Source organism: Pseudomonas sp. NY15354, from assembly GCF_048068075.1.
Classification (GTDB): Bacteria; Pseudomonadota; Gammaproteobacteria; order Pseudomonadales; family Pseudomonadaceae; genus Aquipseudomonas; species Aquipseudomonas guariconensis_C.
In genome coordinates this window covers 90550-116681 of record NZ_JBLUPV010000003.1, presented here as the reverse complement: position 1 = coordinate 116681, position 26132 = coordinate 90550, and the positions used below count along the sequence as shown (strand labels likewise).

The window sequence follows — 26132 nt, the reverse complement described above, 5'->3', positions numbered from 1 at the left end:
GTCAGGCCGAGGTGCGCGGGAGGGTGTCGTCCTTGCGCAGGGTGAAGATCTCGTAGCCGGTGGCGGTCACCAGGATAGTGTGTTCCCACTGGGCCGAGAGCTTGCGGTCCTTGGTGATGGCGGTCCAGCCGTCGCCCAGCACCTTGGTGTCGGCCTTGCCCTGGTTGATCATCGGCTCGATGGTGAAGGTCATGCCTTCCTTGAGCTCCATGCCGGTGCCAGCACGGCCGTAGTGCAGCACCTGCGGCTCCTCGTGGAACACCTTGCCGATGCCATGGCCGCAGAACTCGCGAACCACGGAGAAGCCGTTCTTCTCGGCGTGCTTCTGGATGACTTCGCCGATATCGCCCAGGCGGCAACCCGGCTTGACCAGTTCGATGGCCTTGTACATGCACTCCTGGGTCACCTTGGACAGGCGCTCGGCCCACGGGGCGACGGTGCCGACATGGAACATGCGGCTGGTATCGCCGTGGTAGCCATCCTTGATCACGGTGATGTCGATGTTGATGGTGTCGCCATCCTTGAGCGGCTTCTCGTTGGGGATGCCGTGGCAGACCACATGGTTGATCGAGGTGCAGATCGACTTGGGGAAGCCTTTGTAGTTGAGCGGCGCCGGAATGGCCTGCTGGACGTTGACGATGTAGTCGTGGCAGATGCGGTCCAGCTCTTCGGTGGTGACACCGGGCTTGACGTGTTCCTCGATCATCTCGAGGACTTCGGCGGCCAGGCGGCCGGCGATGCGCATCTTCTCGATGTCTTCTGCGGTCTTGATGGTGACGGTCATTACAGGCTCTCTACGGCGCCACGGGGGCGCGAACAAACGGGAAAGGCCGGATTCTAGCAGAGCAGGGCGGCAATCTGTCGGGATAAAGGCGCAGGTTCTGCTGTCTATCGAAGGCATTCTGGCGCGATTGCCAGCCTGCTGCAAAAGCCGCTGACGGACGAGACATCAACCGGGTTCCGTTCGCTCGCGGTCTGTGGTATAAAATGCGCCGCTTTCGGGGGAGGTCCTCCGGAAGCTTAAACCCACACACGTGTCGACACGATGACCTGGGTGCTCCGAGTCCGATGGGCTCGCGGGTTGGTCATTGGGATGCGTGGAGGCCCAACCCGACTTATCAAGGAACTATCATGTCCCAAGTCAACATGCGCGATATGCTGAAGGCCGGTGTGCACTTCGGCCACCAGACCCGTTACTGGAACCCGAAAATGGGCAAGTTCATTTTCGGCGCGCGTAACAAGATTCACATCATCAACCTGGAAAAAACCCTGCCGATGTTCAACGACGCTCTGTCGTTCGTAGAGCGCCTGGCCCAGGGCAAGAACAAGATCCTGTTCGTCGGCACCAAGCGTTCCGCTGGCAAGATCGTCGCCGAGCAAGCTGCTCGTTGCGGTTCGCCATACGTTGATCACCGCTGGTTGGGCGGCATGCTGACCAACTACAAGACCATCCGCGCTTCGATCAAGCGTCTGCGCGACCTGGAAACCCAGGCCGAAGACGGCACTTTCGCCAAGCTGACCAAGAAAGAAGCCCTGATGCGCTCCCGCGACCTGGAAAAACTGGATCGCAGCCTGGGCGGCATCAAGGACATGGGCGGTCTGCCTGACGCACTGTTCGTCATCGACGTTGATCACGAGCGCATCGCGATCACCGAAGCCAACAAGCTGGGCATCCCGGTCATCGGCGTTGTCGATACCAACAGCAGCCCGGAAGGTGTTGATTACATCATCCCAGGCAACGACGACGCCATCCGCGCCATCGAGCTGTACATGACTTCGATGGCTGACGCCGTCATCCGCGGCCGCAACAACGTTGCTGGCGGCACTGAAGTTTACGCTGAAGAAGCGGCGGCACCAGCTGCCGAGTAATTGACGCCTGCGTCTACTTGGCACGCAAAAAGGGGGCTTGGCCCCCTTTTTGCCACCTGAAATCCTCCTGTCAGCATCACGTCGCATCCTGTAGGGCGCTGACATCAAGACAGTGGATTTCCAGAATTGAACGCCCGTGATTGAGCGGGTGGAATGGTTGAAAAACTTTCCAAGAGGATTTTGAAATGGCAGCAATTACTGCAGCGCTGGTAAAAGAACTGCGTGAGCGTACTGGCGAAGGCATGATGGATTGCAAGAAGGCCCTGGAAAAGGCCGGCGGCGACATCGAAAAAGCCATTGATGACATGCGCGCTTCGGGCGCCATCAAGGCTGCCAAGAAAGCCGGCAACGTTGCCGCTGAAGGCGCCATCGCCGTCAAGACCGACGGCAAATCCGCCGTCCTGCTGGAAGTGAACTCGCAGACCGACTTCCTGGCTCTGCAAGACGACTTCAAGAACTTCGTTGCTGAAAGCATCGAAGAAGCCTTCGCCCAGAAGCTGACCGACGCAGCCCCGCTGATCGCCTCGCGCGAAGCCGCTCGTGAAGCCCTGGTTGCCAAGTGCGGCGAGAACGTCAACATCCGTCGTCTGGCGCGCGTTGAAGGTGACGTTGTCGGTGCCTACCTGCACGGCAACAAGATCGGTGCCGCTGTCGTCCTGAAAGGCGGCGACGTCGAGCTGGCCAAGAACATCGCCATGCACGTTGCAGCTTCGAACCCAGAGTTCCTGCTGCCATCGGAAGTCTCGGCCGAAGCCATCGAGCGCGAGAAGGGCGTCTTCCTGCAGCTGAACGCTGACAAGATCGCTGGCAAGCCAGAAAACATCGTCGAGAACATGATCAAAGGTCGTATCTCGAAGTTCCTGGCCGAAGCCTCCCTGGTCGAGCAGGCTTTCGTCATGAACCCGGAAGTCAAAGTCGGCGACCTGGCCAAGAAAGCCGGTGCTGAAATCGTTTCCTTCACCTACTTCAAGGTCGGCGAAGGCATCGAGAAGCCTGTCGACAACTTCGCTGAAGAAGTTGCCGCCCAGGTAGCTGCCGCCAAGCAGTAAGACGGACTCGTCTGTCGCCCCAAAGAGGCTGCCCGCTCACGCGCGCAGCCTCTTTGTCAAACCGGAGCCGGGTTTATCCGGCCAGGCTCCGCTGGCGCTGAAGCAGCGCCACGCTACAGTTAGCAGGCTGTTACCCAGCCCGCGCAGAATTTACTTAAGACGCCGCAGGAGAGACTCGCAATGGCCCAGCAGGTGAGTGGTCGCCAACCTCGCTATAAACGCATTTTGCTCAAACTTAGCGGCGAGGCCCTGATGGGCTCGGAAGAGTTCGGGATCGACCCGAAAGTACTTGATCGCATGGCCCTGGAAGTCGGCCAACTGGTCGGCATCGGTGTCCAGGTCGGCCTGGTGATCGGTGGGGGCAACCTGTTCCGCGGCGCAGCGCTCAGCGCAGCCGGCATGGACCGCGTCACTGGCGACCACATGGGGATGCTGGCGACCGTGATGAATGCCCTGGCCATGCGTGACGCCCTGGAGCGCTCGAATATCCCGGCCCTGGTCATGTCCGCCATTTCCATGGTCGGCGTCACCGATCATTACGATCGTCGCAAAGCTATTCGTCACCTCAACTCCGGGGATGTGGTAATTTTCTCCGCCGGTACCGGCAACCCGTTCTTCACCACCGACTCCGCAGCCTGCCTGCGTGCCATCGAAATCGATGCCGATGTGGTGCTGAAGGCGACCAAGGTCGACGGTGTCTACACTGCCGATCCATTCAAGGATCCTCATGCCGAGAAGTTCGATCACCTGACCTACGACGAGGTTCTGGATCGCAAGCTCGGTGTCATGGACCTGACCGCAATCTGCCTGTGCCGCGACCACAAGATGCCATTGCGGGTATTCAACATGAACAAGCCTGGCGCCCTGCTGAACATCGTGGTGGGTGGCGCTGAAGGTACTCTGATCGAGGAAGGCGAAGCATGATCAACGACATCAAGAAAGACGCTCAGGAGCGCATGGGCAAGTCCATCGAGGCCCTGGGTCGCAACCTGGCGGCGATCCGCACCGGTCGCGCCCACCCGAGCATCCTGGACAGCGTCAAGGTGCCGGCTTGGGGTAGCGAGATGCCGCTGAACCAGGTGGCTGCTATCACCGTTGAAGACGCCCGTACCCTGAAGATCGTGGCGCACGACAAAAACCTCAGCGCTGCCATCGAGAAGGCCATCCTGACCTCCGACCTGGGCCTGAACCCGTCGAGCGCCGGCACCACCATTCGTGTGCCGATGCCAGCCCTGACCGAGGAAACCCGCAAGGGTTACACCAAGCAGGCCCGTGGCGTTGCCGAAGACGCCAAGGTTTCGGTGCGCAATGTGCGTCGCGATGCTCTGGCCGACCTCAAGAAGCTGGCCAAGGACAAGGAAATCAGCGAAGACGAAGAGCGTCGCGCCGCCGACGAGCTGCAGAAGCTGACCGACAAGTTCATCGCTGAAGTCGACAAGGCTCTGGAAGCCAAGGAGAAGGACCTGATGGCCGTTTGAGGCCGGGGGTTTCTCTCATGGAAAAGACCAAGTCAGCGGCATCGCCTTCGGTGCCGCGTCACGTCGCGATCATCATGGATGGCAACAATCGCTGGGCCAAGCGGCGCCTGCTGCCCGGCGTTGCCGGGCACAAGGCGGGCGTCGATGCCGTGCGTGCGGTGATCGAAGTCTGTGCCGAGGCCGGGGTCGAGGTGCTGACCTTGTTCGCTTTCTCCAGCGAGAACTGGCAGCGTCCGGCCGATGAGGTCGGTGCGCTGATGGAGCTGTTCTTCACGGCCCTGCGCCGTGAAGCCAGGCGCCTCAACGAGAACAAGATCAGCCTGCGGATCATTGGCGATCGCTCGCGCTTTCATCCTGAGTTGCAGGCTGCAATGCGCGAAGCCGAAGCCCTGACTGCTGGCAACGACCGCTTCATCTTGCAGGTCGCCGCCAACTACGGTGGGCAGTGGGATATCGCCCAGGCCGCACAGCGACTGGCGCGTGAAGTCCAGGCAGGCCACTTGCGCCCCGAGGACATCACCCCTGACCTGCTGCAGACGTGCCTGGCCACCGGTGACCTGCCGCTGCCAGACCTGTGCATCCGCACCGGGGGCGAGCACCGCATCAGCAACTTCCTGCTGTGGCAGCTGGCCTATGCCGAGCTGTACTTCTCCGACCTGTACTGGCCGGACTTCAAACACGAGGCCATGCGCAATGCCCTGGCCGATTTCGCTTCGCGCCAGCGCCGCTTCGGTAAGACCAGCGAGCAGGTCGAGGCTGGAGCTCGTGCTTAATGCTTAAACAACGCATCATTACCGCGCTGATCCTGCTGCCGATCGCGCTGGGTGGTTTCTTCCTGCTCAACGGTGGGGAGTTCGCCTTGTTCATCGGCCTCGTGGTGACCATCGGTGCCTGGGAGTGGGCGCGGCTGGCAGGGCTGGTGGCCCAGCCGCTGCGCTTGGCCTACGCCGCCGTGGTGGCCGGGGCGTTGATGCTGCTCTACCTGATGCCGGATCTGGCGCCCTGGGTCTTGGGGGCGTCGGTGATCTGGTGGGCACTTGCCACTTGGCTGGTACTCACCTATCCGCGTACCAGCGACCTGTGGGCCAGTGCCGCTTGCCGTCTGCTGATCGGGCTGCTGGTGTTGCTGCCGGCCTGGCAAGGCCTGGTGCTGCTCAAGCACTGGCAGTTGGGCAACTGGCTGATTCTGGCGGTGATGGTGCTGGTCTGGGCGGCTGACATCGGTGCCTATTTTGCCGGGCGTGCCTTCGGTAAGCGCAAGCTGGCGCCACAGGTGAGTCCGGGCAAGAGCTGGGAAGGCGTCTATGGCGGCATGACCGTCAGCCTGTTGATCGCCCTGGGCGTGGGCCTGGCCCGTGACTGGAGCTTCGGGCAGGTGCTGCTTGGTCTGCTGGGGGCCGTGGTCGTGGTCATGTCCTCGGTGATCGGTGACCTGACCGAGAGCATGTTCAAGCGCCGCGAAGGCATCAAGGACAGCAGCAATCTATTGCCAGGGCATGGTGGCGTGCTTGATCGCATCGATAGCCTGACTGCGGCGATCCCGATGTTCGCCGTGCTGCTCTGGGCGGCCGAATGGGGTGTCATGTGAGTCGCCCGCAACGCATCACAGTGCTGGGTGCCACCGGTTCGATCGGCCTCAGCACCTTGGATGTCATCGCGCGCCATCCGGAGCGCTATCAGGTATTTGCCCTGAGCGGTTACTCCCGCCTCGATGACCTGCTTGCCCTATGTGTGCGGCACCGCCCGGCCTATGCGGTGGTGCCGAGTGCCGATGCCGCTGCGCGTCTGCGTGATGGCCTGGCCGCAGCGGGTTGCGTCACCGAGGTGCTGGAAGGGGAGGCTGGCCTGTGCCAGGTCGCCTCGGCATCCGAAGTGGACGCCGTGATGGCGGCCATCGTCGGTGCTGCGGGCCTGCGTCCGACCTTGGCTGCCGTCGAGGCGGGCAAGAAGGTGTTGCTGGCCAACAAGGAAGCGCTGGTGATGTCCGGTGCCCTGTTCATGGATGCGGTGCGGCGCAGTGGTGCCGTGCTGCTGCCGATCGACAGTGAGCACAACGCGATCTTCCAGTGCTTGCCGACCGACCATGCCCGGGGCCTGGCCCAGGTGGGGGTGCGCCGTATCCTGCTGACCGCTTCTGGCGGACCGTTCCGCGAGACCCCTGTGGCCGCGCTGGCGGATGTGACGCCCGAACAGGCCTGCGCCCATCCCAACTGGTCCATGGGGCGCAAGATCTCGGTCGATTCGGCCAGCATGATGAACAAGGGGCTGGAGCTCATCGAGGCCTGCTGGCTGTTCGATGCGGCGCCGGCCAAAGTGGAAGTGGTGGTGCATCCACAGAGCGTCATCCACTCGCTGGTGGATTACATCGACGGTTCGGTGCTCGCCCAGTTGGGCAATCCGGACATGCGCACACCGATCGCCAATGCCCTGGCCTGGCCGGAGCGCATCGATTCCGGTGTCGCGCCGCTGGATCTGTTCGCGATCGCTCGTCTGGATTTCCAGGCCCCCGACGAAACGCGCTTCCCTTGTCTGCGCCTGGCGCGGCAGGCTGCCGAGGCCGGAAACAGCGCGCCTGCCGTGCTCAATGCCGCCAACGAAGTGGCTGTGGAGGCATTTCTTCAGCGGCGTATCCGCTTCCCCGAGATCGCGGGTATGATCGAACAGGTGCTTGACCAGGAACCGGTGGTGGCGCTGCCGACGCTGGAGGCGGTGTTCGCCGCCGATCAGCGGGCCCGGGAGCTTTCCCGGGAATGGTTGAGGCGTCGCGGTTACTGATGCTGGTGGCCTGCAGGCTCGAACCTCGCAGGCCACGAGTTCCAGGGATGGGCTGAACGTCATTCGGAGATGGTTATGACAGCGCTCTACATGATAATCGGCACCCTGGTAGCCCTGGGTGTACTGGTCACTTTCCATGAGTTCGGCCACTTTTGGGTCGCCCGCCGCTGTGGTGTGAAGGTGCTGCGGTTCTCCGTGGGCTTCGGCACGCCGCTGGTGCGCTGGCATGACCGCCATGGCACCGAATTCGTGGTGGCGGCCATTCCCCTGGGTGGTTACGTCAAGATGCTGGACGAGCGCGAAGGCGAAGTGCCGCCTGCGCTGCTCGGTCAGTCCTTCAACCGCAAGCCGGTAGGTCAGCGCATCGCTATCGTCGCGGCGGGGCCTGTTGCCAACTTCCTCCTGGCGATCCTGTTCTTCTGGGTCGTGGCTCTGCTCGGGTCTCAGCAGGTTCGTCCGGTTATCGGTGCGGTCGAGTCGGGCAGCCTGGCGGCCTCCGCTGGCCTGGTCGCAGGTCAGGAAGTGGTATCGATCGACGGCAAACCGACCAACGGCTGGTCTGCAGTCAATCTGCAGCTGGTACGCCGCCTCGGTGAGAGCGGCACCTTGCAGGTCGGTGTGCGCGATGAGGGCGCTACCGTCGAGCGCCAGCACGAAATCAATCTGGACCATTGGCTCAAGGGTGTCGACGAGCCGGATCCGATCCAGTCCCTCGGTCTGCGCCCCTGGCGTCCAGCCATAAACCCGGTGCTCGCCGAGATCGATCCCAAGGGGCCGGCGGCCGCTGCAGGGCTCAAGACCGGCGACACATTGCTCGCTCTTGACGGTATCGCCCTCAAGGATTGGCAGCAAGTCGTGGACAGCGTTCGCGCACGCCCCGAGGCCAAAGTGCGGCTGAGCGTCGAGCGTGATGGCGCACGGCTGGAGGTCCCGGTAACCCTCGCTCGCCGCGGGGAAGGGCAGGCGTCCGGGGGGTATCTCGGAGCAGGTGTGAAGGCGGTCGAATGGCCTGCCGAAATGCTGCGCGAAATCAGCTACGGGCCGATGGATGCGGTGGGCGAGAGCCTTTCCCGGACCTGGAACATGAGCGTCCTGACCCTTGAATCGTTGAAGAAAATGCTGTTCGGGGAGCTCTCGGTAAAAAACTTGAGCGGACCGATAACCATTGCTAAAGTGGCGGGCGCTTCAGCCCAGTCGGGCATGGGGGATTTCCTGAATTTCCTGGCCTACCTGAGCATAAGCCTGGGGGTTCTTAACCTGCTGCCCATTCCAGTACTGGATGGGGGGCATTTGCTGTTTTACCTGATCGAGCTGGCGCGCGGTCGTCCGCTCTCGGATCGGGTGCAAGGTTGGGGGGTCCAGATCGGTATCAGTTTGGTCATTGGGGTGATGTTGCTCGCCCTGATCAACGATCTGGGTCGACTATAAAAAGCTTCGCTCAATTGCGAACGAACCTGCCGCCTTATCGCGGCGGGTTGTTTATTGCCAGTTGGAATAAAAGGACTTCATGAAACGTCTGCTGCTAACTGCGGTCCTCTCCGCACTGATGATCGCTGAAGTTCACGCCGAGTCCTTCACCATCTCCGATATTCGCGTCAATGGTCTGCAGCGGGTCTCCGCGGGCAGCGTGTTCGGTGCCTTGCCCTTGAACGTGGGTGATCAGGCCGATGATCGTCGCCTGGTCGAATCCACGCGTTCCCTGTTCAAGACCGGCTTCTTCCAGGACATCCAGCTGAACCGCGACGGCAATGTCCTGATCATCAATGTGGTCGAGCGCCCATCGGTTTCGAGCATCGAGATCGAAGGCAACAAGGCGATCAGCACCGAAGACCTGATGAAGGGCCTGAAACAGTCCGGCCTGGCCGAAGGTGAAATCTTCCAGCGCGCCACCCTCGAAGGCGTGCGTAACGAACTGCAACGCCAGTACGTGGCCCAGGGCCGCTACTCGGCCGAAGTCGATGCCGAAGTGGTGCCGCAGCCACGCAACCGTGTCGGCCTGAAGATCAAGATCAACGAAGGCACCGTCGCTGCCATCCAGCACATCAACATCGTTGGCAACAACGTCTTCGATGACGAGGAGCTGGGCCAGCTGTTCGAGCTCAAGACCACCAACTGGCTGTCCTTCTTCAAGAACGACGACAAGTACGCCCGCGAGAAGCTCTCCGGTGACCTGGAGCGCCTGCGCTCCTACTACCTGGACCGCGGCTACATCAACATGGACATCGCCTCCACCCAGGTGTCCATCACCCCGGACAAGAAGCACGTCTACATCACCGTCAACATCAATGAAGGCGAGAAGTACACTGTCCGTGACGTGAAGCTCTCCGGTGATCTCAAAGTGCCGGAAGACCAGGTCAAGTCTCTGCTGCTGGTGCAGCCGGGCCAGGTGTTCTCGCGCAAGGTGATGACCACCACCTCCGACCTGATCACCCGTCGCCTGGGCAACGAAGGCTACACCTTCGCCAACGTCAACGGCGTACCGCAGCCCCACGACGAAGACCACACCGTCGATATCATGTTCGTGGTCGATCCGGGCAAGCGTGCCTACGTCAACCGTATCAACTACCGCGGCAACACCAAGACCGAAGACGAAGTGCTGCGCCGCGAAATGCGTCAGATGGAAGGCGGCTGGGCTTCGACCTACCTGATCGACCAGTCCAAGACCCGTCTGGAGCGTCTGGGCTTCTTCAAGGAAGTCAACGTCGAGACCCCGCCGGTGCCAGGCACCGACGACCAGGTCGACGTCAACTACAGCGTCGAGGAACAGGCTTCCGGTTCGATCACCGCCAGCGTCGGTTTCGCACAGAGCGCGGGCCTGATCCTGGGTGGTTCGATCAGCCAGAGCAACTTCCTGGGTACCGGTAACAAGGTCTCCGTCGGCCTGACCCGTTCGGAATATCAGACCCGCTACAACTTCGGCTTCGTGGACCCCTACTGGACCGCCGATGGCGTCAGCCTGGGTTACAACGCCTTCTACCGCAGCACCGACTACGACGACCTCGACGTCGACGTGGCCAGCTATGCGGTGGACAGCCTGGGTGCTGGCGTCAGCGTGGGCTATCCGATCAGCGAAACCTCGCGCCTGACCTTCGGCCTGAACGTACAGCAGGACAAGATCAAGACCGGCAAGTACACCGTCGACGAGATCTTCGACTTCCTGGAGAAGGAAGGCGATGACAGCTTCCTGAACTTCAAGGCCTCGGCCGGCTGGTCGGAATCGACCCTCAACAAAGGTGTTCTGGCGACCCGTGGCCACTCTCAGAGCCTGAGCGCCGAAGTGACCACTCCGGGCAGCGACCTTTCGTTCTTCAAGATCGACTACCGCGGCCAGCTGTTCAAGCCAATCACCAACGACTACACCCTGCGTCTGCACACCGAATTGGGCTATGGTGATGGCTTCGGTTCCACCGACGGTCTGCCGTTCTACGAGAACTACTTCGCAGGTGGCTTCAACTCGGTGCGTGGCTTCAAGGACAGCAGCCTGGGCCCACGCAGTACTCCGAGCCAGGGCAACAAGCCGGGCACCATCAAGGACCCGGATCAGGACCCGCTGCCGTTCGGTGGTAACGTCCTCGTCCAGGGCGGTGCCGAGTTGCTGTTCCCGCTGCCGTTCGTCAAGGACCAGCGCTCCCTGCGCACTTCCGTGTTCTGGGATGTGGGTAACGTGTTCGACACCAATTGCGGCAACAAGCCTGATTGCGAAAAGGTCGGTTTCTCGGGCATGGCAAGCTCTGTCGGTCTGGGCGTCACCTGGATCACTGCGCTGGGTCCGCTGAGCTTCAGCCTGGCGATGCCGGTGAAGAAGCCGGACGACGCCGATACCCAGGTGTTCCAATTCTCTCTGGGCCAGACCTTCTAAGGTCGGCCCTTGCTTAACGACAACGGTTTATCCAGGAGTGCATCGTGCGTAAGTTGACCCAACTGGCCGTGATGGCCGCGGCGCTGGTCGCCACCCCGGCTTTCGCCGAAATGAAGGTCGCCGTGCTGAACTATCAGATGGCACTGCTCGAATCCGACGCGGCCAAGAAATACGCCGTCGATGCCGAGAAAAAGTTCGGACCGCAGCTGACCAAGCTCAAGAACCTGGAAAGCAGCGCCAAAGGCATCCAGGACCGCCTGATCAAAGGTGGCGACAAGATGCAGCAGCAAGAGCGTGAGCGTCTGGAGCTCGAGTTCAAGCAAAAGGCTCGCGACTTCCAGTTCCAGTCCAAGGAGCTGAACGAAGCCAAGGCCGTTGCTGACCGTGACATGCTCAAGCAGCTCAAGCCCAAGCTGGACGGTGCTGTCGAGGAAGTGATCAAGAAAGGCGGCTACGACCTGGTGCTCGAGCGCGGCGCGGTAATCGATGTCAAGCCGCAGTACGACATCACCCGCCAAGTCATCGAGCGCATGAACCAAGCCCGTTGATATGACCGTGACCATGACGCTCGGCCAGCTGGCCGAGGCCCTCGGGGCGCAGCTCAAAGGCCCCGAGACTCTGCAGATCACCGGATTGGCCACCTTGCAGGAGGCCACCGCCGGGCAGTTGAGCTTTCTTGCCAACAAGCAGTATCGTAAATACCTGGACGATTCCCAGGCAGGCGCGGTGCTGCTCAAGGCCGAGGACGCCGAAGGCTTCGCCGGAAACGCACTGGTCGTGGCGGACCCCTACCTTGCGTACGCCCGCATTTCGCACCTGTTCGATCCCAAGCCCAAGGCTGTGGCGGGAGTCCATCCCAGCGCCGTGGTGCATGAGGACGCGCAGGTCGATGCCAGCGCCAGCATTGGCCCGTTCGCGGTGATCGAAAGCGGCGCGCGGATCGGCGCGAACGTGACGATCGGTGCCCACTGCTTCATTGGCGCCCGTTGCGTGATCGGTGAGGGCGGCTGGCTTGCACCGCGTGTCACGTTGTATCACGACGTGACCATCGGTAAGCGCGTGGTGATCCAGTCCGGTGCCGTGATCGGTGGCGAAGGCTTTGGCTTTGCCAACGAGAAGGGCGTGTGGCAGAAGATCGCCCAGATCGGCGGCGTGACCCTGGGTGACGACGTTGAGATCGGCGTGAACACCGCCGTTGACCGCGGCGCCCTGTCGGACACCCGGATCGGCAATGGCGTCAAGCTCGACAACCAGATCCAGATCGCCCACAACGTGCAGGTCGGTGACCACACGGCGATGGCGGCCTGTGTCGGGATTTCCGGCAGTACGCGCATCGGCAAGCATTGCATGATCGCCGGTGGCGTTGGCATGGTGGGTCACATTGATGTCTGCGACAACGTATTCGTTTCCGGTATGACCATGGTCACCCGTTCGATCACCGAACCGGGCGGCTATTCTTCCGGCACGGCCATGCAACCCTTGGCCGAATGGCGCAAGAGCGCCGCGCGTATCCGCCAACTGGATGAAATGTCCAAGCGTCTTCAGCAGTTGGAAAAACGCGTCGATACCGTGACCTCAGGTGGCCAGCCGACATCAGAAGGCTGATACCATTCCCTGAGCAAGAGTGAACAGACGCTAGCTGGCTCCTCTTTGGATTGCAAAAGGAGCGTGTGGTCAGCACCTGCGCTCCCTATTCTTATTACAGGCTTCCCCCCGAAATGATGGACATCAACGAGATTCGCGAATACCTGCCTCACCGTTACCCGTTCCTGCTGGTGGACCGGGTGACGGATCTGGATTTCGAGGCCCAGAGCATTCGTGCCTACAAGAATGTCAGCATCAACGAGCCGTTCTTCAATGGCCACTTCCCGGCGCATCCAATCATGCCGGGCGTGCTGATCATCGAGGCGATGGCCCAGGCGGCCGGGATTCTCGGATTCAAGATGCTCGATGCCAAACCGGCGGACGGCACCCTTTACTACTTCGTCGGCTCCGACAAGCTGCGCTTCCGCCAGCCGGTGCTGCCAGGTGACCAGTTGGTGCTGGAAGCCAAGTTCCTCAGCCGCAAGAGCATGATCTGGAAGTTCGAGTGCCGCGCCCTGGTCGACGGCAAGCCGGTCTGCTCGGCGGAGATCACTTGCGCGGAACGCTCCCTATGAGTTCGATTGATCCTCGGGCGATCATCGATCCGTCGGCCAAGATTGCCGACGGTGTCGAGGTAGGCCCCTGGTCGATCGTAGGCCCAGGCGTGGAAATTGGCGAGGGCACCGTCATCGGCCCTCATGTGGTGCTCAAAGGGCCGACCCGCATCGGCAAGCACAACCGTATCTTCCAGTTCTCCTCCATCGGCGAGGACACCCCTGACCTCAAGTACAAGGGTGAGCCCACGCGTCTGGTGATCGGGGACCACAATGTGATCCGCGAAGGCGTGACCATTCACCGTGGCACCATCCAGGATCGCTCGGAAACCACGTTGGGCGACCACAACCTGATCATGGCCTATGCCCATATCGGGCATGACAGCGTCATCGGTAACCACTGCATCCTGGTCAACAACACCGCGTTGGCCGGTCATGTGCATGTGGGCGACTGGGCGATCCTGTCCGGCTATACCCTGGTGCACCAGTACTGCCATATCGGCGCCCACGCCTTCTCCGGCATGGGAACGGCCATCGGCAAGGACGTGCCAGCCTTCGTCACGGTATTCGGCAGCCCTGCCGAAGCCCGCAGCATGAACTTCGAGGGCATGCGTCGTCGGGGCTTCAGTGACGAGGTCATCCACGCCCTGCGCCGCGCCTACAAGATCGTCTATCGCCACGGCCTGACCGTGGAAGATGCGATCAACGAGCTGGGCGAGCTTGCCTCCCAGTTCCCCGAGGTCGAGCTGTTCCGTCAGTCGATTCTCAGTTCCGCCCGCGGCATCACCCGCTGACATGGCCCAGCTTTGCGTGGCGCTGGTCGCAGGTGAGGCCAGCGGCGATATTCTTGGCTCCGGTCTGATGCGCGCCCTCAAGGCGCGCCATCCCGATGTGCGTTTCATTGGTGTCGGCGGCCCCTTGATGGAAGCCGAGGGCCTGGTGTCCTATTTCCCCATGGAGCGCCTGGCGGTCATGGGCTTGGTCGAAGTGCTCGGGCGCCTGCGCGAGCTGCTCAAGCGCCGAAAGGAACTGATCAGCACCCTGATCGCCGAAAAGCCCGACGTGTTCATCGGCATCGATGCGCCGGATTTCACCCTCAATATCGAACTGAAGCTGCGTCAGGCCGGGATCAAGACCGTGCATTATGTGAGCCCTTCGGTATGGGCCTGGCGGCAGAAGCGTGTGCTCAAGATCCGCGAAGGCTGCGACCTGATGCTCACCCTGTTCCCCTTCGAAGCGAAGTTCTACGAAGAGCAGGGCGTGCCGGTGCGCTTCGTCGGCCATCCGCTGGCAGACACCATCCCTCTCGAGGCCGACCGCCAGGCGGCTCGTGAGGCGATAGGTGCGGGCGATGGGCCATTGGTGGCTTTGATGCCGGGCAGTCGCGGCGGCGAAGTCGGTCGTCTGGGCGAGTTGTTCCTCGATACAGCCCAGCGCCTGCGCGAACTGGTGCCGGGCGTGCGTTTCGTCTCGCCCTGCGCCAACCCGGCGCGACGTGCTCAGCTCGAACAGATGCTGCAAGGGCGCGACCTGCCGGTAACCCTGCTCGATGGTCGCTCACACCAGGCCCTGGCGGCCTGTGACGCCGTGCTCATCGCATCGGGCACCGCGACCCTGGAGGCGCTGCTGTACAAGCGGCCCATGGTGGTCGCCTATCGCCTGGCGCCGCTGACCTACTGGATTCTCAAGCGCATGGTGAAGAGCCCCTACGTGTCGCTGCCTAACCTGCTGGCCCAGCGCCTGCTGGTGCCGGAGTTGCTGCAGGATGCCGCCACCAGCGAAGCCTTGGCCCAGACCGTGGCGCCGCTGATCAGCAATGGTGCGCAGCAGACCGAAAGCTTCGACCAGATTCACCGCACCCTACGCCGTGACGCCTCCAACCAGGCGGCCGAGGCGGTATTGGCCTTGCTGGGAGACCGATAGGATGCAAATGGGGCTGGATTTCAACCTGGTCGAGGAATTGGTCGCCGGCGTCGATGAAGTCGGCCGCGGCCCTCTGTGCGGGGCTGTGGTCACCGCCGCGGTGATCCTCGATCCGCAGCGTCCGATCCTGGGGCTCAATGATTCGAAGAAGCTCACCGAAGCCAAGCGTGAAGCACTGTTCGACGAGATCTGCGAAAAAGCCTTGAGCTTCTGCATTGCCCGGGCTGAGGTCGAGGAAATCGACCGGCTGAATATTCTTCAGGCCACCATGCTGGCCATGCAGCGTGCCGTGGAAGGGTTGAGCATCACGCCCAAGCTCGCCCTGATCGACGGCAACCGCTGCCCCAAGCTGGCGGTGCCAGCGGCGCCAGTTGTTCAGGGAGACGCCAAGGTGCCGGCCATTGCCGCTGCCTCGATTCTGGCCAAGGTCACCCGTGATCGGGAGATGAGCGCGTTCGAGTTGATCTATCCCGGCTATGGGATCGGTGGGCACAAGGGGTATCCAACGCCTGTTCACCTTGAGGCGTTGGCGCGTCTGGGGCCGACGCCGATTCATCGGCGTTCCTTTGCACCGGTACGTGCGGCGTGGGAGGCCCGTGAGGGCATTACCGATTCTTTGATCTGATCCATTGGGGCCGCTTTGCGGCCCTTCGCGGGTAAACCCGCTCCCACAGGTGTCGCGCCGCGTTCGAGGGCTGTGACGTTTTGAGGGGGTGGGTTTAGCTGCGAAGGGGCGCGCAGCGGCCCCAAAACTTTCATGGCTTTTACGCTACAATCCCGCTCTTGTTGTCTGGCACTGCTATAGGATTTTCCATGTCGGTTTCCTTCGTTCACCTTCGCGTGCACTCCGAATTCTCGCTGGTCGACGGCCTGGTGCGGATCAAGCCGCTGGCCAAGGCGCTGGCCGGAATGAACATGCCGGCGGTGGCGATTACCGACCAGAGCAACATGTGCTCGCTGGTGAAGTTCTACAAGACCGCCATGGGCGCTGGCATCAAGCCGATCTGCGGTGCCGACCTGTGGCTGGCTGGCAGCGATCCCGAAGCGCCGCTCTCGCGTATTTGCTTCCTGGCCATGAACCCCAAGGGTTATCGCAACCTCACAGAATTGATCTCGCGCGGCTGGACCGACGGCCAGCGCAATGGCCTGGTGATCATTCAGCGCGACTGGATCGCCCCGGCGAGTGAAGGTTTGATCGCCCTGTCGGCGGGCAAGGAGGGCGATATCGGCGTGGCGCTGATGGCGGGGCGCCAGGACGAGGCCCAGGCGCTGCTCAGCGATTGGATGGGCATGTTCCCTGACCGGTTCTACGTCGAGGTGCAACGTACCAATCGCGCCGGGGACGAAGAATACGTGCACGCCGCCGTGGCCCTGGCCGACCAGTTCGGCGCGCCGCTGGTGGCGACCAACGATGTGCGCTTCATCAAGCAATCCGACTTCGACGCCCACGAGACCCGGGTCTGCATCGGCGAAGGCTGGACCCTCGACGATCCGCGTCGGCCACGGTCCTACAGCGATCAGCAGTACCTCAAGTCCGCCGAGGAAATGACCGAGCTGTTCAGCGACCTGCCGGACGCCATCGCCAATACCGTGGAAATCGCCAAGCGCTGCAACATCACCGTGCAGCTGGGCAAGTACTTCCTCCCCGATTTCCCGACGCCCAACGGCATGGGCATCGACGACTACCTGCGCCATGTCTCCCACGAAGGCCTGGAAGAGCGCCTGGCGGTGCTCTGGCCCAAGGAGACCACGCCCAATTACGAAGAGAAGCGCCAGGTCTACCTGGACCGCCTGAAGTTCGAGCTGGACATCATCATCCAGATGGGCTTCCCCGGTTACTTCCTGATCGTTATGGACTTCATCAAGTGGGCCAAGAACAACGGCGTGCCGGTGGGGCCAGGCCGGGGGTCGGGTGCGGGCTCGCTGGTCGCCTATGTATTGAAGATCACCGACCTCGACCCGTTGGCCTATGACCTGCTGTTCGAGCGCTTCCTCAACCCTGAACGTATTTCCATGCCCGACTTCGACGTCGACTTCTGCATGGATGGCCGTGACCGGGTGATCGACTACGTGGCTGAGGCCTACGGGCGCAATGCGGTGAGCCAGATCATCACCTTCGGCACCATGGCGGCCAAGGCGGTGGTGCGGGACGTGGCACGGGTCCAGGGCAAGTCCTACGGCCTGGCCGACCGCCTGTCGAAGATGATCCCGTTCGAAGTGGGCATGACGCTGGAGAAGGCCTACGAGCAGGAAGAGATCCTGCGCGACTTCCTCAAGGGCGACGAGGATGCCCGCGAGATCTGGGACATGGCCCTGAAGCTCGAAGGCGTCACCCGGGGTACCGGCAAGCACGCAGGTGGCGTGGTGATCGCGCCGACCAAGCTCACCGACTTCTCGCCAATCGCCTGTGACGAAGAGGGCGGTGGCCTGGTGACCCAGTTCGACAAGGACGACGTCGAGGCCGCAGGCCTGGTGAAGTTCGACTTCCTCGGCCTGCGTACCTTGACGATCATCAAGTGGGCGATGGAAATCATCAACCGCGAGCAGGCCAAGAAGAACCTTCCCGACGTCAATATCGACTTCATCCCGCTGGATGACCGCAAGACCTACGAGCTGCTGCAGAAGGCCGAGACCACGGCGGTGTTCCAGCTCGAATCGCGCGGCATGAAAGAGCTGATCAAGAAGCTCAAGCCCGACTGCCTGGAAGACCTCATCGCACTGGTGGCGCTGTTCCGTCCAGGCCCGCTGCAATCGGGCATGGTGGACGACTTCATCAACCGCAAGCACGGCCGCGCCGAGCTGGCCTATCCGCACCCGGACTACCAGTACGACGGCTTGAAGCCGGTGCTGGCACCGACCTACGGCATCATCCTGTATCAGGAACAGGTGATGCAGATCGCCCAGGTCATGGCCGGCTATACCCTCGGTGGCGCTGACATGCTGCGCCGCGCCATGGGTAAGAAGAAACCCGAAGAAATGGCCAAGCAGCGCGGCGGTTTCATCGAAGGCTGCGCCAACAACGGCATCGATGCGGACCTGGCCGGTAACATCTTCGACCTGGTGGAAAAGTTCGCAGGTTACGGTTTCAACAAATCCCACTCCGCCGCTTATGGTCTGGTGAGCTACCAGACGGCCTGGCTCAAGACCCACCACCCGGCGCCGTTCATGGCCGCGGTGCTGTCGGCGGATATGCACAACACCGATAAGGTGGTAGTGCTGGTCGAGGAAGTGCGCAGCATGAAGCTGCGCCTCGATGCGCCGGATGTGAACTTCTCGGACTTCAAGTTCACCGTCAACAACGACGGCCGCATCGTCTATGGCCTGGGTGCGATCAAGGGCGTCGGCGAAGGGCCGGTGGAGGCTATCGTCGAGGCGCGTGCCGAGGGCGGGCCGTTCAAGGACCTGTTCGACTTCTGTGAACGTGTCGACCTCAAACGCATCAACAAGCGAACACTCGATGCCTTGATCCGCAGTGGCGCGCTGGACCGCCTGGGCCCGTACTTCCACGATGAAATCAAGGCTTACCAGGCCAACATCGACCGCAACCGGGCAGTGCTGCTCTCGGCCTTGGAAGAGGCGATCAAGGCAGCCGAGCAGATCGCCCGTACCGCCGACAGCGGCCACGTGGACCTGTTCGGGGGCCTGTTCGTGGAAGAGGATTCCGATGTCTACGCCAATCACCGCAAAGTACGCGAGCTGACCCTCAAGGAGCGTCTGCGGGGCGAGAAGGACACCCTGGGCTTGTACCTGACCGGTCACCCGATCGATGAATATGAGACCGAGATCCGCCGCTTCGCGCGCCAGCGCATCATCGACCTCAAGCCGTCCCGCGACACTCAGACCGTGGCCGGCATGATCATTGCGCTGCGGGTGATGAAGAACAAGAAGGGCGACAAGATGGGCTTCGTCACCCTCGACGACCGCTCTGGGCGTATCGAGGCCTCGCTGTTCGCCGATGCGTTCATGGCGGCACAGGCCCTGCTGCAGACCGACGCGATGGTGGTGGTGGAAGGGGAGGTCAGCAATGACGACTTCTCCGGCGGCCTGCGCCTGCGGGTCAAGCAGGTGATGACCATGGAGGACGCCCGCACCAAGCTGGCCGAAAGCCTGCGCCTGAAGGTGGCCCATGAGGCCCTCAAGGGCGACCGACTGGCGTGGCTGGGCGAGCTGATCACACGTCACCGCGGCGGCTGTCCGATCACCCTGGAGTACACCGGTAGCGATGCGCGGGCGATGCTGCAGTTTGGCGACGAGTGGTCGATCGACCCTGCCGACGGCCTGATTCAAGCGCTGCGTGACCAGTTCGGACGTGAGAACGTCTTCCTGCAATACCGCTGAACCGACGAATTTTAATCTCGACCTGAATGCGCCTGATCCCTTAAGGTAGGGCGCCAAACGGATCAACCGGCCGGCCGCCTGGCCGTAGACCCAAGACGGATGCCTATGAACCCGAATTTCCTCGATTTCGAACAGCCGATTGCCGACCTGCAAGCCAAGATCGAAGGGCTGCGCCTGGTGGGCAACGACAATTCGCTGAACATCAGCGATGAAATTGCCCGTCTGCAAGACAAGAGCAATACCCTGACCGAAAGCATCTTCGGCAACCTGACCAGCTGGCAGATCGCCCGCCTGGCCCGTCATCCTCGTCGTCCCTACACCCTGGACTACATCGACCACATCTTCACCGAGTTCGAAGAGCTGCACGGCGACCGTCACTTCGCTGACGACGCCGCGATCGTCGGCGGTACCGCGCGTCTGGACGGCAAGCCTGTGATGGTCATCGGTCACCAGAAGGGCCGTGAAGTGCGCGAGAAAGTCCGTCGCAACTTCGGCATGCCGCGTCCGGAAGGCTACCGCAAGGCCTGCCGCCTGATGGAAATGGCCGAGCGCTTCAAGATGCCGATCCTGACCTTCATCGACACCCCGGGTGCCTACCCTGGGATCGACGCCGAAGAGCGCAACCAGAGCGAGGCCATCGCCTGGAACCTGCGTGTGATGGCGCGCCTGAAAACCCCGATCATCGCCACCGTCATCGGTGAGGGTGGTTCCGGTGGTGCGCTGGCCATCGGTGTATGCGACCAGCTGAACATGCTGCAGTACTCCACCTACTCGGTGATCTCGCCGGAAGGCTGCGCCTCGATCCTGTGGAAGACCGCCGACAAGGCTGCCGATGCTGCCGAGGCCATGGGCATCACCGCCGAGCGCCTGAAGAGCCTGAACATCGTCGACAAAGTCATCGGCGAGCCTCTGGGCGGCGCCCACCGTGACCCTGCAAAGATGTCCGAAAGCATCCGTGCCGACCTGGTCGAGCAGTTGGAGATGCTGGGCAAGTTCGACAGCGATGCGCTGCTGGCCCGTCGTTACGACCGCCTGATGAGCTACGGCGTCTGATCCATCCGGGGCCGCATCGCGGCCCATTCGCGGGTAAACCCGCTCCCCCAGGTACAGCGCTGCCATCAGGAGCAATGCCGTCGTTGTGGGAGCGTGTTTACCCGCGAAAGGGGCGTGAAGCACCCCGATGATCCTCCGTCATGTGAGGTCCAGATGATCAACCTCACCCCCCAGCTTTCCCCCTGGCTCAATGCCCCCGCCTGGCACGTCGCCTTCTCCGGCGGCCTCGACTCCACCGTCCTCCTGCACCTGCTGGCCGATTACGCTCGTCGTCATGAGACCCCGCCATTGCGCGCTGTGCACATTCACCATGGCCTGCAAGCGGCTGCGGATGATTGGCCGCAACATTGCCAGTCGATCTGCGATGGGCTGGGTCTTGAACTCCAGGTCATCCATGTTCAGGTCTCGCCTGGTGCAAGCTTGGAACAGGCGGCCCGCGATGCCCGCTACGCGGCGTTCACGCAGATGCTCGGGGCCGGGGAGGTGCTGTTCACGGGGCAGCATCGGGAGGACCAGGCCGAGACCTTGCTCTTTCGCCTGTTGCGTGGTGCCGGCTTGCGCGGGTTGGCGGCCATGCCGAGCGTGCGGACTTTGGGGCAAGGGTGGCTGGCCCGGCCATTGCTGACGGTCGGTCGGGCGCAGTTGCTCGCGCAGGCCAATGCCCAGGGGCTTCGCTGGATCGAGGATCCCTCCAACGCCGATACCACCTATGCCCGAAACTACCTGCGTGGCGAAGTGTTCCCTGTGCTGAATCAGCGTTGGCCCCAGGCCGCGGGCAACCTGGCGCGCAGTGCCGGGCATCTGGGTGAGGCGCTGGGCCTGCTGGATGAGGTGGCGGCAGATGACTTAGCGAGTGCCGTCCAAGGGGCGCCGTTTGCCTGGCTCGGGCTGGATTCTCTTGACCTGGCCACGCTTGAGGCGTTGTCGCCCGCGCGTCAGCGAAATGCCCTGCAGTATTGGTTGAGCAGTCGGACCCGATTACCCGACGCCCGTCATTGGGCCGGCTGGGACAGCCTGCGTGATGCAGCCATCGATGCGCAGCCTGTATGGCAGTTGGGCGATGGCATGCTACAGCGCAGTCACGGACGCATCTGGTGGTTGAGTGGCCCATGGCTGACGCCGGTCGAAGGCGTGCTGCACTGGTTGGACCCAGGCGAGCCGTTGGCGCTGCCGGGTAATGGTTGCGTGTCCGTGCTGGGTGATTGTCCGCCAGGTGAGGTGCAGGTGCGCTACCGCATGGGCGGCGAGGTGCTCGAGGTGCCAGGACGAGGCCGTCGTGACCTCAAGCGCCTGCTCAATGAGCTGCAGGTCCCGCATTTCGTGCGCTCGCGTCTACCGCTGCTGTGGCAGGGCGAGCGCCTGCTGGCGGTGGCCAACCTGCCGCTGGCAGGGCAGGGCGGTATCCAGTTGCACTGGCGGCCGCCGACGAGCGTGCAAGGTTTGAGCTGAAGGGTACATTCGGGTAGACTACCCTCCCTTCTTGATACAGCTTCTGTGGGTTCCTCGAAAACACAGCAGTTGCCGATTACCAAGCAGTTTTTTGCTGGGCTGATTCTTAAAATGACGAGCGAGCTCCATGCCGGGGATACCCCTGGTTTGTACAGACGCGGCAGTTGTTCGAGATGCACTGTGATTGACGCAGGTGATCGGGGGCTTCGGCCTTCCTTCGCTTTCTCCGGCGGCGCTGACCGCTTTAACGCAGACTTCTAGGGTTTTTCATGACGCGCTACATATTCGTCACGGGCGGTGTTGTTTCTTCATTGGGGAAAGGCATTGCCTCGGCTTCCTTGGCGGCCATCCTGGAGGCGCGGGGGCTCAAGGTCACCATGCTCAAGCTGGATCCGTACATCAACGTCGACCCCGGCACCATGAGCCCGTTCCAGCATGGTGAGGTGTTCGTCACCCACGATGGCGCCGAGACCGACCTCGACCTGGGCCACTACGAGCGGTTCATCCGCACGACCATGACCCAGAACAACAACTTCACCACCGGCCGTATCTACGAGCACGTGCTGCGCAAAGAGCGCCGTGGTGACTACCTGGGCGCAACCATCCAGGTCATCCCGCACATCACCGATGAGATCAAGCGCCGCATCATCAAGGGCGCCGGCGATGCCGACGTGGCCCTGGTCGAGATCGGCGGCACCGTCGGCGACATCGAGTCGCAGCCGTTCCTCGAGGCGATCCGCCAACTGCGCGTCGAAGTGGGCTCCAAGCGCGCCATGCTGATGCACCTGACCCTGGTCCCGTACATCGCCACTGCCGGCGAGACCAAGACCAAACCGACCCAGCACTCGGTCAAGGAACTGCGCTCCATCGGCCTGCAGCCAGATGTGCTGATCTGCCGTTCCGACCACCCGGTCGACGCCTCGTCGCGCCGCAAGATCGCCCTGTTCACCAACGTCGAAGAGCGTGCGGTGATTTCCCTGCAGGACGTCGACACCATCTACAAGATCCCTGGTGTATTGCACGCCCAGGGCCTGGACGACTTCGTCGTCGAGCGCTTCGGTCTGCAGTGCAACAGCGCTGACCTGTCCGAGTGGGACCAGGTGGTCGACGCCAAGCTCAACCCTGAGCACGAAGTCACCATCGCCATGGTCGGCAAGTACATGGAACTGCTGGATGCGTACAAGTCGCTGATCGAGGCGATGAGCCACGCCGGCATCAAGAATCGCACCAAGGTCAACCTGCGCTACATCGACTCCGAGGACATCGAGAACCAAGGCACCAGCCTGCTCGAAGGCGCCGACGCCATCCTCGTGCCGGGCGGTTTCGGCCTGCGTGGCGTGGAAGGCAAGATCACCGCTGTCCAGTACGCCCGCGAAAACAAGGTGCCGTACCTGGGCATCTGCCTGGGCATGCAGGTCGCGGTCATCGAGTTCGCACGTAACGTGATGGGCTGGAAAGACGCCAACTCCACCGAGTTCGATCGCAACAGCGGCCACCCGGTCGTGGGCCTGATCACCGAGTGGGCTGACGCCACCGGTGCGGTCGAGACCCGCTCCGAGGCTTCCGACCTGGGCGGCACCATGCGTCTGGGTGCGCAGGACTGCCAGCTGGCGGCCGGCTCCAAGGTTCATGACTGCTACGGCAAGGACGTGATCACCGAGCGCCACCGTCACCGCTACGAAGTGAACAACAACCTGCTGCCACAGCTGGTCGAAGCCGGCCTGGTGGTTTCCGGTCGTTCTGAAGACGGTGCACTGGTCGAAGTGGTCGAGTCCAAGGAGCACCCATGGTTTGTCGCCTGCCAGTTCCACCCCGAGTTCACCTCGACCCCGCGTGACGGCCACCCGCTGTTCAGTGGTTTCGTCAAGGCGGCCCTGGCTCAGAAGAACAAGGCCTGATCCATGACCCAGAAGATCATTCGCGTCGGTAACATCGAGATCGCCAACGACAAGCCGTTCGTCCTGTTCGGCGGCATGAACGTCCTGGAGTCCCGTGACCTGGCCCTGAAGGTCTGCGAAGAGTACGTGCGGGTCACCGAGAAACTCGGTATCCCGTACGTGTTCAAGGCCAGCTTCGACAAGGCGAACCGCTCGTCGATCAACTCCTACCGTGGCCCAGGCATGGAAGAAGGGCTCAAGATCTTCGAAGAGATCAAGCAGACCTTCAAGGTGCCGGTGATCACCGACGTGCACGAGCCCTACCAGGCCGAGCCCGTCGCCAAGGTGTGTGACATCATCCAGCTGCCGGCCTTCCTGTCGCGCCAGACCGATCTGGTCGTGGCGATGGCCAAGACCGGCGCTGTGATCAACATCAAGAAGGCCCAGTTCCTCGCACCCCAGGAAATGAAACACATCCTGACCAAGTGCGAGGAAGCCGGTAACGACCAGTTGATCCTCTGCGAGCGTGGTTCGAGCTTCGGCTACAACAACCTCGTCGTGGATATGCTCGGCTTCGGCATCATGAAGCAGTTCGAGTACCCGGTGTTCTTCGATGTGACCCATGCCCTGCAGATGCCAGGCGGTCGCTCCGATTCCGCCGGTGGTCGCCGTGCCCAGGTCACCGACCTGGCCAAGGCCGGCATGAGCCAAGGCCTGGCCGGGCTGTTCCTGGAAGCCCACCCGGACCCGGACAACGCCAAGTGCGACGGTCCTTGCGCCCTGCGCCTGGACAAGCTGGAGCCGTTCCTGGCCCAGCTCAAGCAACTGGACGACCTGGTGAAAAGTTTTCCGACGGTAGAGACCGCGTAAAGCTCATTTCTCCGGTAAAGTACCGCCCTCACCCCTGACCGAACGGTCAGGGGCCGCCTTCGCCAGGCCTGCCCGTTCTCGAACTGCCTGGCGAACGCCCGGATTTCCTTAGCTGCGTTGTTTTCGTCAATTCTGGAGTGCTTACAACAATGGCAAAAATCGTCGACATCAAAGGTCGTGAAGTTCTCGATTCGCGTGGCAACCCCACCGTGGAAGCCGATGTTCTGCTCGACAACGGCATCATCGGCAGCGCCTGCGCGCCGTCCGGTGCTTCCACCGGCTCGCGTGAAGCGCTGGAGCTGCGTGATGGCGACAAGAGCCGTTACCTGGGCAAGGGCGTGCTGAAGGCTGTCGCCAACATCAATGGCCCGATCCGCGACCTGCTGCTGGGCAAGGACCCGGCCGACCAGAAGGCCCTGGACCGCGCCATGATCGAACTGGACGGTACCGAGAACAAGGCCAAGCTGGGCGCCAACGCCATCCTGGCCGTCTCCCTGGCTGCCGCCAAGGCCGCTGCCCAGGACCAGGACCTGCCGCTGTACGCACACATCGCCAACCTCAATGGCACCCCAGGCCAGTACTCCATGCCGGTTCCGATGATGAACATCATCAACGGCGGCGAGCACGCTGACAACAACGTCGACATCCAGGAGTTCATGGTTCAGCCGGTTGGCGCCAAGACCTTCTCCGATGCCCTGCGTATGGGTACCGAAATCTTCCATCACCTCAAATCCGTGCTCAAGGCCCGTGGCCTGAACACCGCCGTGGGTGACGAAGGTGGCTTCGCGCCTAACCTGGCCTCCAACGAAGACGCCCTGGGCGCTATCGCCGAGGCTGTCGAGAAGGCCGGCTACACGCTGGGCACCGACGTGACCCTGGCCCTGGACTGCGCGGCTTCCGAGTTCTATGAAGACGGCAAGTACAACCTGTCCGGCGAAGGCAAGTCGTTCGACGCCGAAGGCTTTGCCGACTACCTCAAGGGCCTGACCGAGCGCTTCCCGATCATCTCGATCGAAGACGGCCTGGACGAGTCCGACTGGGCTGGCTGGAAGATCCTCACCGACAAGATCGGCGCCAAGGTGCAGCTGGTTGGCGACGACCTGTTCGTGACCAACACCAAGATCCTCAAGGAAGGCATCGAGAAGGGCATCGGTAACTCGATCCTGATCAAGTTCAACCAGATCGGCTCGCTGACCGAAACCCTGGAAGCCATCCAAATGGCCAAGGCCGCCGGCTACACCGCGGTGATCTCCCACCGTTCGGGTGAAACCGAGGACTCCACCATCGCCGACCTGGCCGTGGGTACCGCAGCTGGTCAGATCAAGACCGGTTCGCTGTGCCGTTCCGACCGCGTCTCGAAGTACAACCAGCTGCTGCGTATCGAAGAGCAACTGGGCGCCAAAGCCGTGTACCGCGGTCGCGCCGAGTTTCGCGGCTGAGCAAGAGATGGTAAA

The 26132-nt window shown here is 62.1% G+C and carries 22 protein-coding genes; 21 read left to right on the top strand and 1 reads right to left on the bottom strand.

Going from position 1 to position 26132, the window contains the following annotated elements; translation table 11 throughout:
• Nucleotide 1: 1 nt before the first annotated feature.
• Nucleotides 2-784 carry a type I methionyl aminopeptidase gene (gene map / locus ACNFCH_RS04260; protein WP_070094130.1) on the bottom strand — a complete coding sequence of 261 codons (783 nt, stop codon included), beginning with the start codon at nt 782-784 and terminating at the stop codon, nt 2-4.
• Nucleotides 785-1131: 347 nt separating this feature from the next.
• Between map and rpsB the strand changes: the two genes are divergently transcribed.
• From rpsB to eno, 21 genes are all read left to right on the top strand, one after another.
• Nucleotides 1132-1869: a 30S ribosomal protein S2 gene (gene rpsB, locus ACNFCH_RS04255; RefSeq protein WP_043208878.1), complete on the top strand. Its 738-nt coding sequence runs from the start codon at nt 1132-1134 to the stop codon at nt 1867-1869.
• 185 nt (nt 1870-2054) lie between these two features.
• Nucleotides 2055-2918, top strand: coding sequence for a translation elongation factor Ts (gene tsf / locus ACNFCH_RS04250; protein ID WP_196162773.1), 864 nt, complete (start codon nt 2055-2057; stop codon nt 2916-2918).
• Between the two features lie 180 nt (nt 2919-3098).
• Nucleotides 3099-3842: a UMP kinase gene (gene pyrH, locus ACNFCH_RS04245; protein ID WP_043208871.1), complete on the top strand. Its 744-nt coding sequence runs from the start codon at nt 3099-3101 to the stop codon at nt 3840-3842.
• Nucleotides 3839-4396 carry a ribosome recycling factor gene (gene frr, locus ACNFCH_RS04240; RefSeq protein WP_070094128.1) on the top strand — a complete coding sequence of 186 codons (558 nt, stop codon included), beginning with the start codon at nt 3839-3841 and terminating at the stop codon, nt 4394-4396. The genes pyrH and frr overlap by 4 nt, the downstream gene beginning before the upstream one ends.
• A gap of 17 nt (nt 4397-4413) precedes the next feature.
• Nucleotides 4414-5169: a polyprenyl diphosphate synthase gene (gene uppS / locus ACNFCH_RS04235; protein WP_196162772.1), complete on the top strand. Its 756-nt coding sequence runs from the start codon at nt 4414-4416 to the stop codon at nt 5167-5169.
• Nucleotides 5169-5984, top strand: a complete 816-nt coding sequence (locus tag ACNFCH_RS04230) for a phosphatidate cytidylyltransferase (protein WP_337158188.1) — start codon at nt 5169-5171, stop codon at nt 5982-5984. Before uppS ends, ACNFCH_RS04230 begins: the two co-directional genes overlap by 1 nt.
• The gene (gene ispC / locus ACNFCH_RS04225; RefSeq protein ID WP_337158187.1) at nt 5981-7171 is read left to right on the top strand and encodes a 1-deoxy-D-xylulose-5-phosphate reductoisomerase; all 1191 of its coding nucleotides are present in this window, start codon (nt 5981-5983) and stop codon (nt 7169-7171) included. The genes ACNFCH_RS04230 and ispC overlap by 4 nt, the downstream gene beginning before the upstream one ends.
• 75 nt (nt 7172-7246) lie before the next feature.
• The gene (gene rseP / locus ACNFCH_RS04220; RefSeq protein ID WP_337158186.1) at nt 7247-8599 is read left to right on the top strand and encodes an RIP metalloprotease RseP; all 1353 of its coding nucleotides are present in this window, start codon (nt 7247-7249) and stop codon (nt 8597-8599) included.
• A gap of 79 nt (nt 8600-8678) precedes the next feature.
• Complete coding sequence (gene bamA, locus ACNFCH_RS04215) at nt 8679-11030, top strand: outer membrane protein assembly factor BamA (protein ID WP_416742322.1); 2352 nt, start codon at nt 8679-8681, stop codon at nt 11028-11030.
• 44 nt (nt 11031-11074) lie between these two features.
• The gene (locus ACNFCH_RS04210) at nt 11075-11578 is read left to right on the top strand and encodes an OmpH family outer membrane protein (protein ID WP_043208855.1); all 504 of its coding nucleotides are present in this window, start codon (nt 11075-11077) and stop codon (nt 11576-11578) included.
• Between the two features lies 1 nt (nt 11579).
• A complete protein-coding gene (lpxD, locus tag ACNFCH_RS04205) occupies nt 11580-12635 on the top strand; it encodes a UDP-3-O-(3-hydroxymyristoyl)glucosamine N-acyltransferase (RefSeq protein ID WP_416742321.1) in 1056 nt (351 codons plus the stop codon).
• Nucleotides 12636-12748: 113 nt separating this feature from the next.
• On the top strand, nt 12749-13189 hold the full coding sequence (gene fabZ / locus ACNFCH_RS04200; protein ID WP_003252314.1) for a 3-hydroxyacyl-ACP dehydratase FabZ: 441 nt from the start codon (nt 12749-12751) through the stop codon (nt 13187-13189).
• A complete protein-coding gene (gene lpxA / locus ACNFCH_RS04195) occupies nt 13186-13962 on the top strand; it encodes an acyl-ACP--UDP-N-acetylglucosamine O-acyltransferase (protein ID WP_196167591.1) in 777 nt (258 codons plus the stop codon). The genes fabZ and lpxA overlap by 4 nt, the downstream gene beginning before the upstream one ends.
• A 1-nt stretch (nt 13963) precedes the next feature.
• On the top strand, nt 13964-15091 hold the full coding sequence (lpxB, locus tag ACNFCH_RS04190; RefSeq protein ID WP_416742320.1) for a lipid-A-disaccharide synthase: 1128 nt from the start codon (nt 13964-13966) through the stop codon (nt 15089-15091).
• A gap of 1 nt (nt 15092) precedes the next feature.
• Nucleotides 15093-15716 carry a ribonuclease HII gene (gene rnhB / locus ACNFCH_RS04185; RefSeq protein WP_070094119.1) on the top strand — a complete coding sequence of 208 codons (624 nt, stop codon included), beginning with the start codon at nt 15093-15095 and terminating at the stop codon, nt 15714-15716.
• Between the two features lie 188 nt (nt 15717-15904).
• Nucleotides 15905-19429 carry a DNA polymerase III subunit alpha gene (dnaE, locus tag ACNFCH_RS04180; protein ID WP_337158181.1) on the top strand — a complete coding sequence of 1175 codons (3525 nt, stop codon included), beginning with the start codon at nt 15905-15907 and terminating at the stop codon, nt 19427-19429.
• A gap of 105 nt (nt 19430-19534) precedes the next feature.
• Nucleotides 19535-20482, top strand: coding sequence for an acetyl-CoA carboxylase carboxyltransferase subunit alpha (locus ACNFCH_RS04175; protein WP_070094117.1), 948 nt, complete (start codon nt 19535-19537; stop codon nt 20480-20482).
• 153 nt (nt 20483-20635) lie between these two features.
• Nucleotides 20636-21931, top strand: a complete 1296-nt coding sequence (gene tilS, locus ACNFCH_RS04170) for a tRNA lysidine(34) synthetase TilS (protein WP_337158180.1) — start codon at nt 20636-20638, stop codon at nt 21929-21931.
• A gap of 269 nt (nt 21932-22200) precedes the next feature.
• Nucleotides 22201-23829 (top strand): CTP synthase, encoded by a 1629-nt coding sequence (locus ACNFCH_RS04165; protein ID WP_337158179.1) that lies wholly within the window; start codon nt 22201-22203, stop codon nt 23827-23829.
• A gap of 3 nt (nt 23830-23832) precedes the next feature.
• On the top strand, nt 23833-24678 hold the full coding sequence (gene kdsA, locus ACNFCH_RS04160) for a 3-deoxy-8-phosphooctulonate synthase (protein WP_196162762.1): 846 nt from the start codon (nt 23833-23835) through the stop codon (nt 24676-24678).
• A 149-nt stretch (nt 24679-24827) separates the two neighbouring features.
• Entirely contained in the window at nt 24828-26117 is a 1290-nt protein-coding gene (gene eno / locus ACNFCH_RS04155) for a phosphopyruvate hydratase (protein WP_416742319.1), read from the top strand.
• The last annotated feature ends 15 nt before the right edge of the window (nt 26118-26132 follow it).

What these genes read in the sequence shown, in the direction of transcription:
- ACNFCH_RS04230 (WP_337158188.1), top strand. Translation starts at nt 5,169, where the DNA reads ATGCTTAAACAACGCATCATTACCGCGCTGATCCTGCTGCCGATCGCG.
- lpxA (WP_196167591.1), top strand. Translation starts at nt 13,186, where the DNA reads ATGAGTTCGATTGATCCTCGGGCGATCATCGATCCGTCGGCCAAGATT.
- rpsB (WP_043208878.1), top strand. Translation starts at nt 1,132, where the DNA reads ATGTCCCAAGTCAACATGCGCGATATGCTGAAGGCCGGTGTGCACTTC.
- tsf (WP_196162773.1), top strand. Translation starts at nt 2,055, where the DNA reads ATGGCAGCAATTACTGCAGCGCTGGTAAAAGAACTGCGTGAGCGTACT.
- eno (WP_416742319.1), top strand. Translation starts at nt 24,828, where the DNA reads ATGGCAAAAATCGTCGACATCAAAGGTCGTGAAGTTCTCGATTCGCGT.
- map (WP_070094130.1), bottom strand. Translation starts at nt 784, where the DNA reads ATGACCGTCACCATCAAGACCGCAGAAGACATCGAGAAGATGCGCATC.
- dnaE (WP_337158181.1), top strand. Translation starts at nt 15,905, where the DNA reads ATGTCGGTTTCCTTCGTTCACCTTCGCGTGCACTCCGAATTCTCGCTG.
- ACNFCH_RS04175 (WP_070094117.1), top strand. Translation starts at nt 19,535, where the DNA reads ATGAACCCGAATTTCCTCGATTTCGAACAGCCGATTGCCGACCTGCAA.
- rnhB (WP_070094119.1), top strand. Translation starts at nt 15,093, where the DNA reads ATGCAAATGGGGCTGGATTTCAACCTGGTCGAGGAATTGGTCGCCGGC.
- fabZ (WP_003252314.1), top strand. Translation starts at nt 12,749, where the DNA reads ATGATGGACATCAACGAGATTCGCGAATACCTGCCTCACCGTTACCCG.
- bamA (WP_416742322.1), top strand. Translation starts at nt 8,679, where the DNA reads ATGAAACGTCTGCTGCTAACTGCGGTCCTCTCCGCACTGATGATCGCT.
- lpxB (WP_416742320.1), top strand. Translation starts at nt 13,964, where the DNA reads ATGGCCCAGCTTTGCGTGGCGCTGGTCGCAGGTGAGGCCAGCGGCGAT.
- pyrH (WP_043208871.1), top strand. Translation starts at nt 3,099, where the DNA reads ATGGCCCAGCAGGTGAGTGGTCGCCAACCTCGCTATAAACGCATTTTG.
- ACNFCH_RS04165 (WP_337158179.1), top strand. Translation starts at nt 22,201, where the DNA reads ATGACGCGCTACATATTCGTCACGGGCGGTGTTGTTTCTTCATTGGGG.
- lpxD (WP_416742321.1), top strand. Translation starts at nt 11,580, where the DNA reads ATGACCGTGACCATGACGCTCGGCCAGCTGGCCGAGGCCCTCGGGGCG.
- tilS (WP_337158180.1), top strand. Translation starts at nt 20,636, where the DNA reads ATGATCAACCTCACCCCCCAGCTTTCCCCCTGGCTCAATGCCCCCGCC.
- frr (WP_070094128.1), top strand. Translation starts at nt 3,839, where the DNA reads ATGATCAACGACATCAAGAAAGACGCTCAGGAGCGCATGGGCAAGTCC.
- uppS (WP_196162772.1), top strand. Translation starts at nt 4,414, where the DNA reads ATGGAAAAGACCAAGTCAGCGGCATCGCCTTCGGTGCCGCGTCACGTC.
- kdsA (WP_196162762.1), top strand. Translation starts at nt 23,833, where the DNA reads ATGACCCAGAAGATCATTCGCGTCGGTAACATCGAGATCGCCAACGAC.
- rseP (WP_337158186.1), top strand. Translation starts at nt 7,247, where the DNA reads ATGACAGCGCTCTACATGATAATCGGCACCCTGGTAGCCCTGGGTGTA.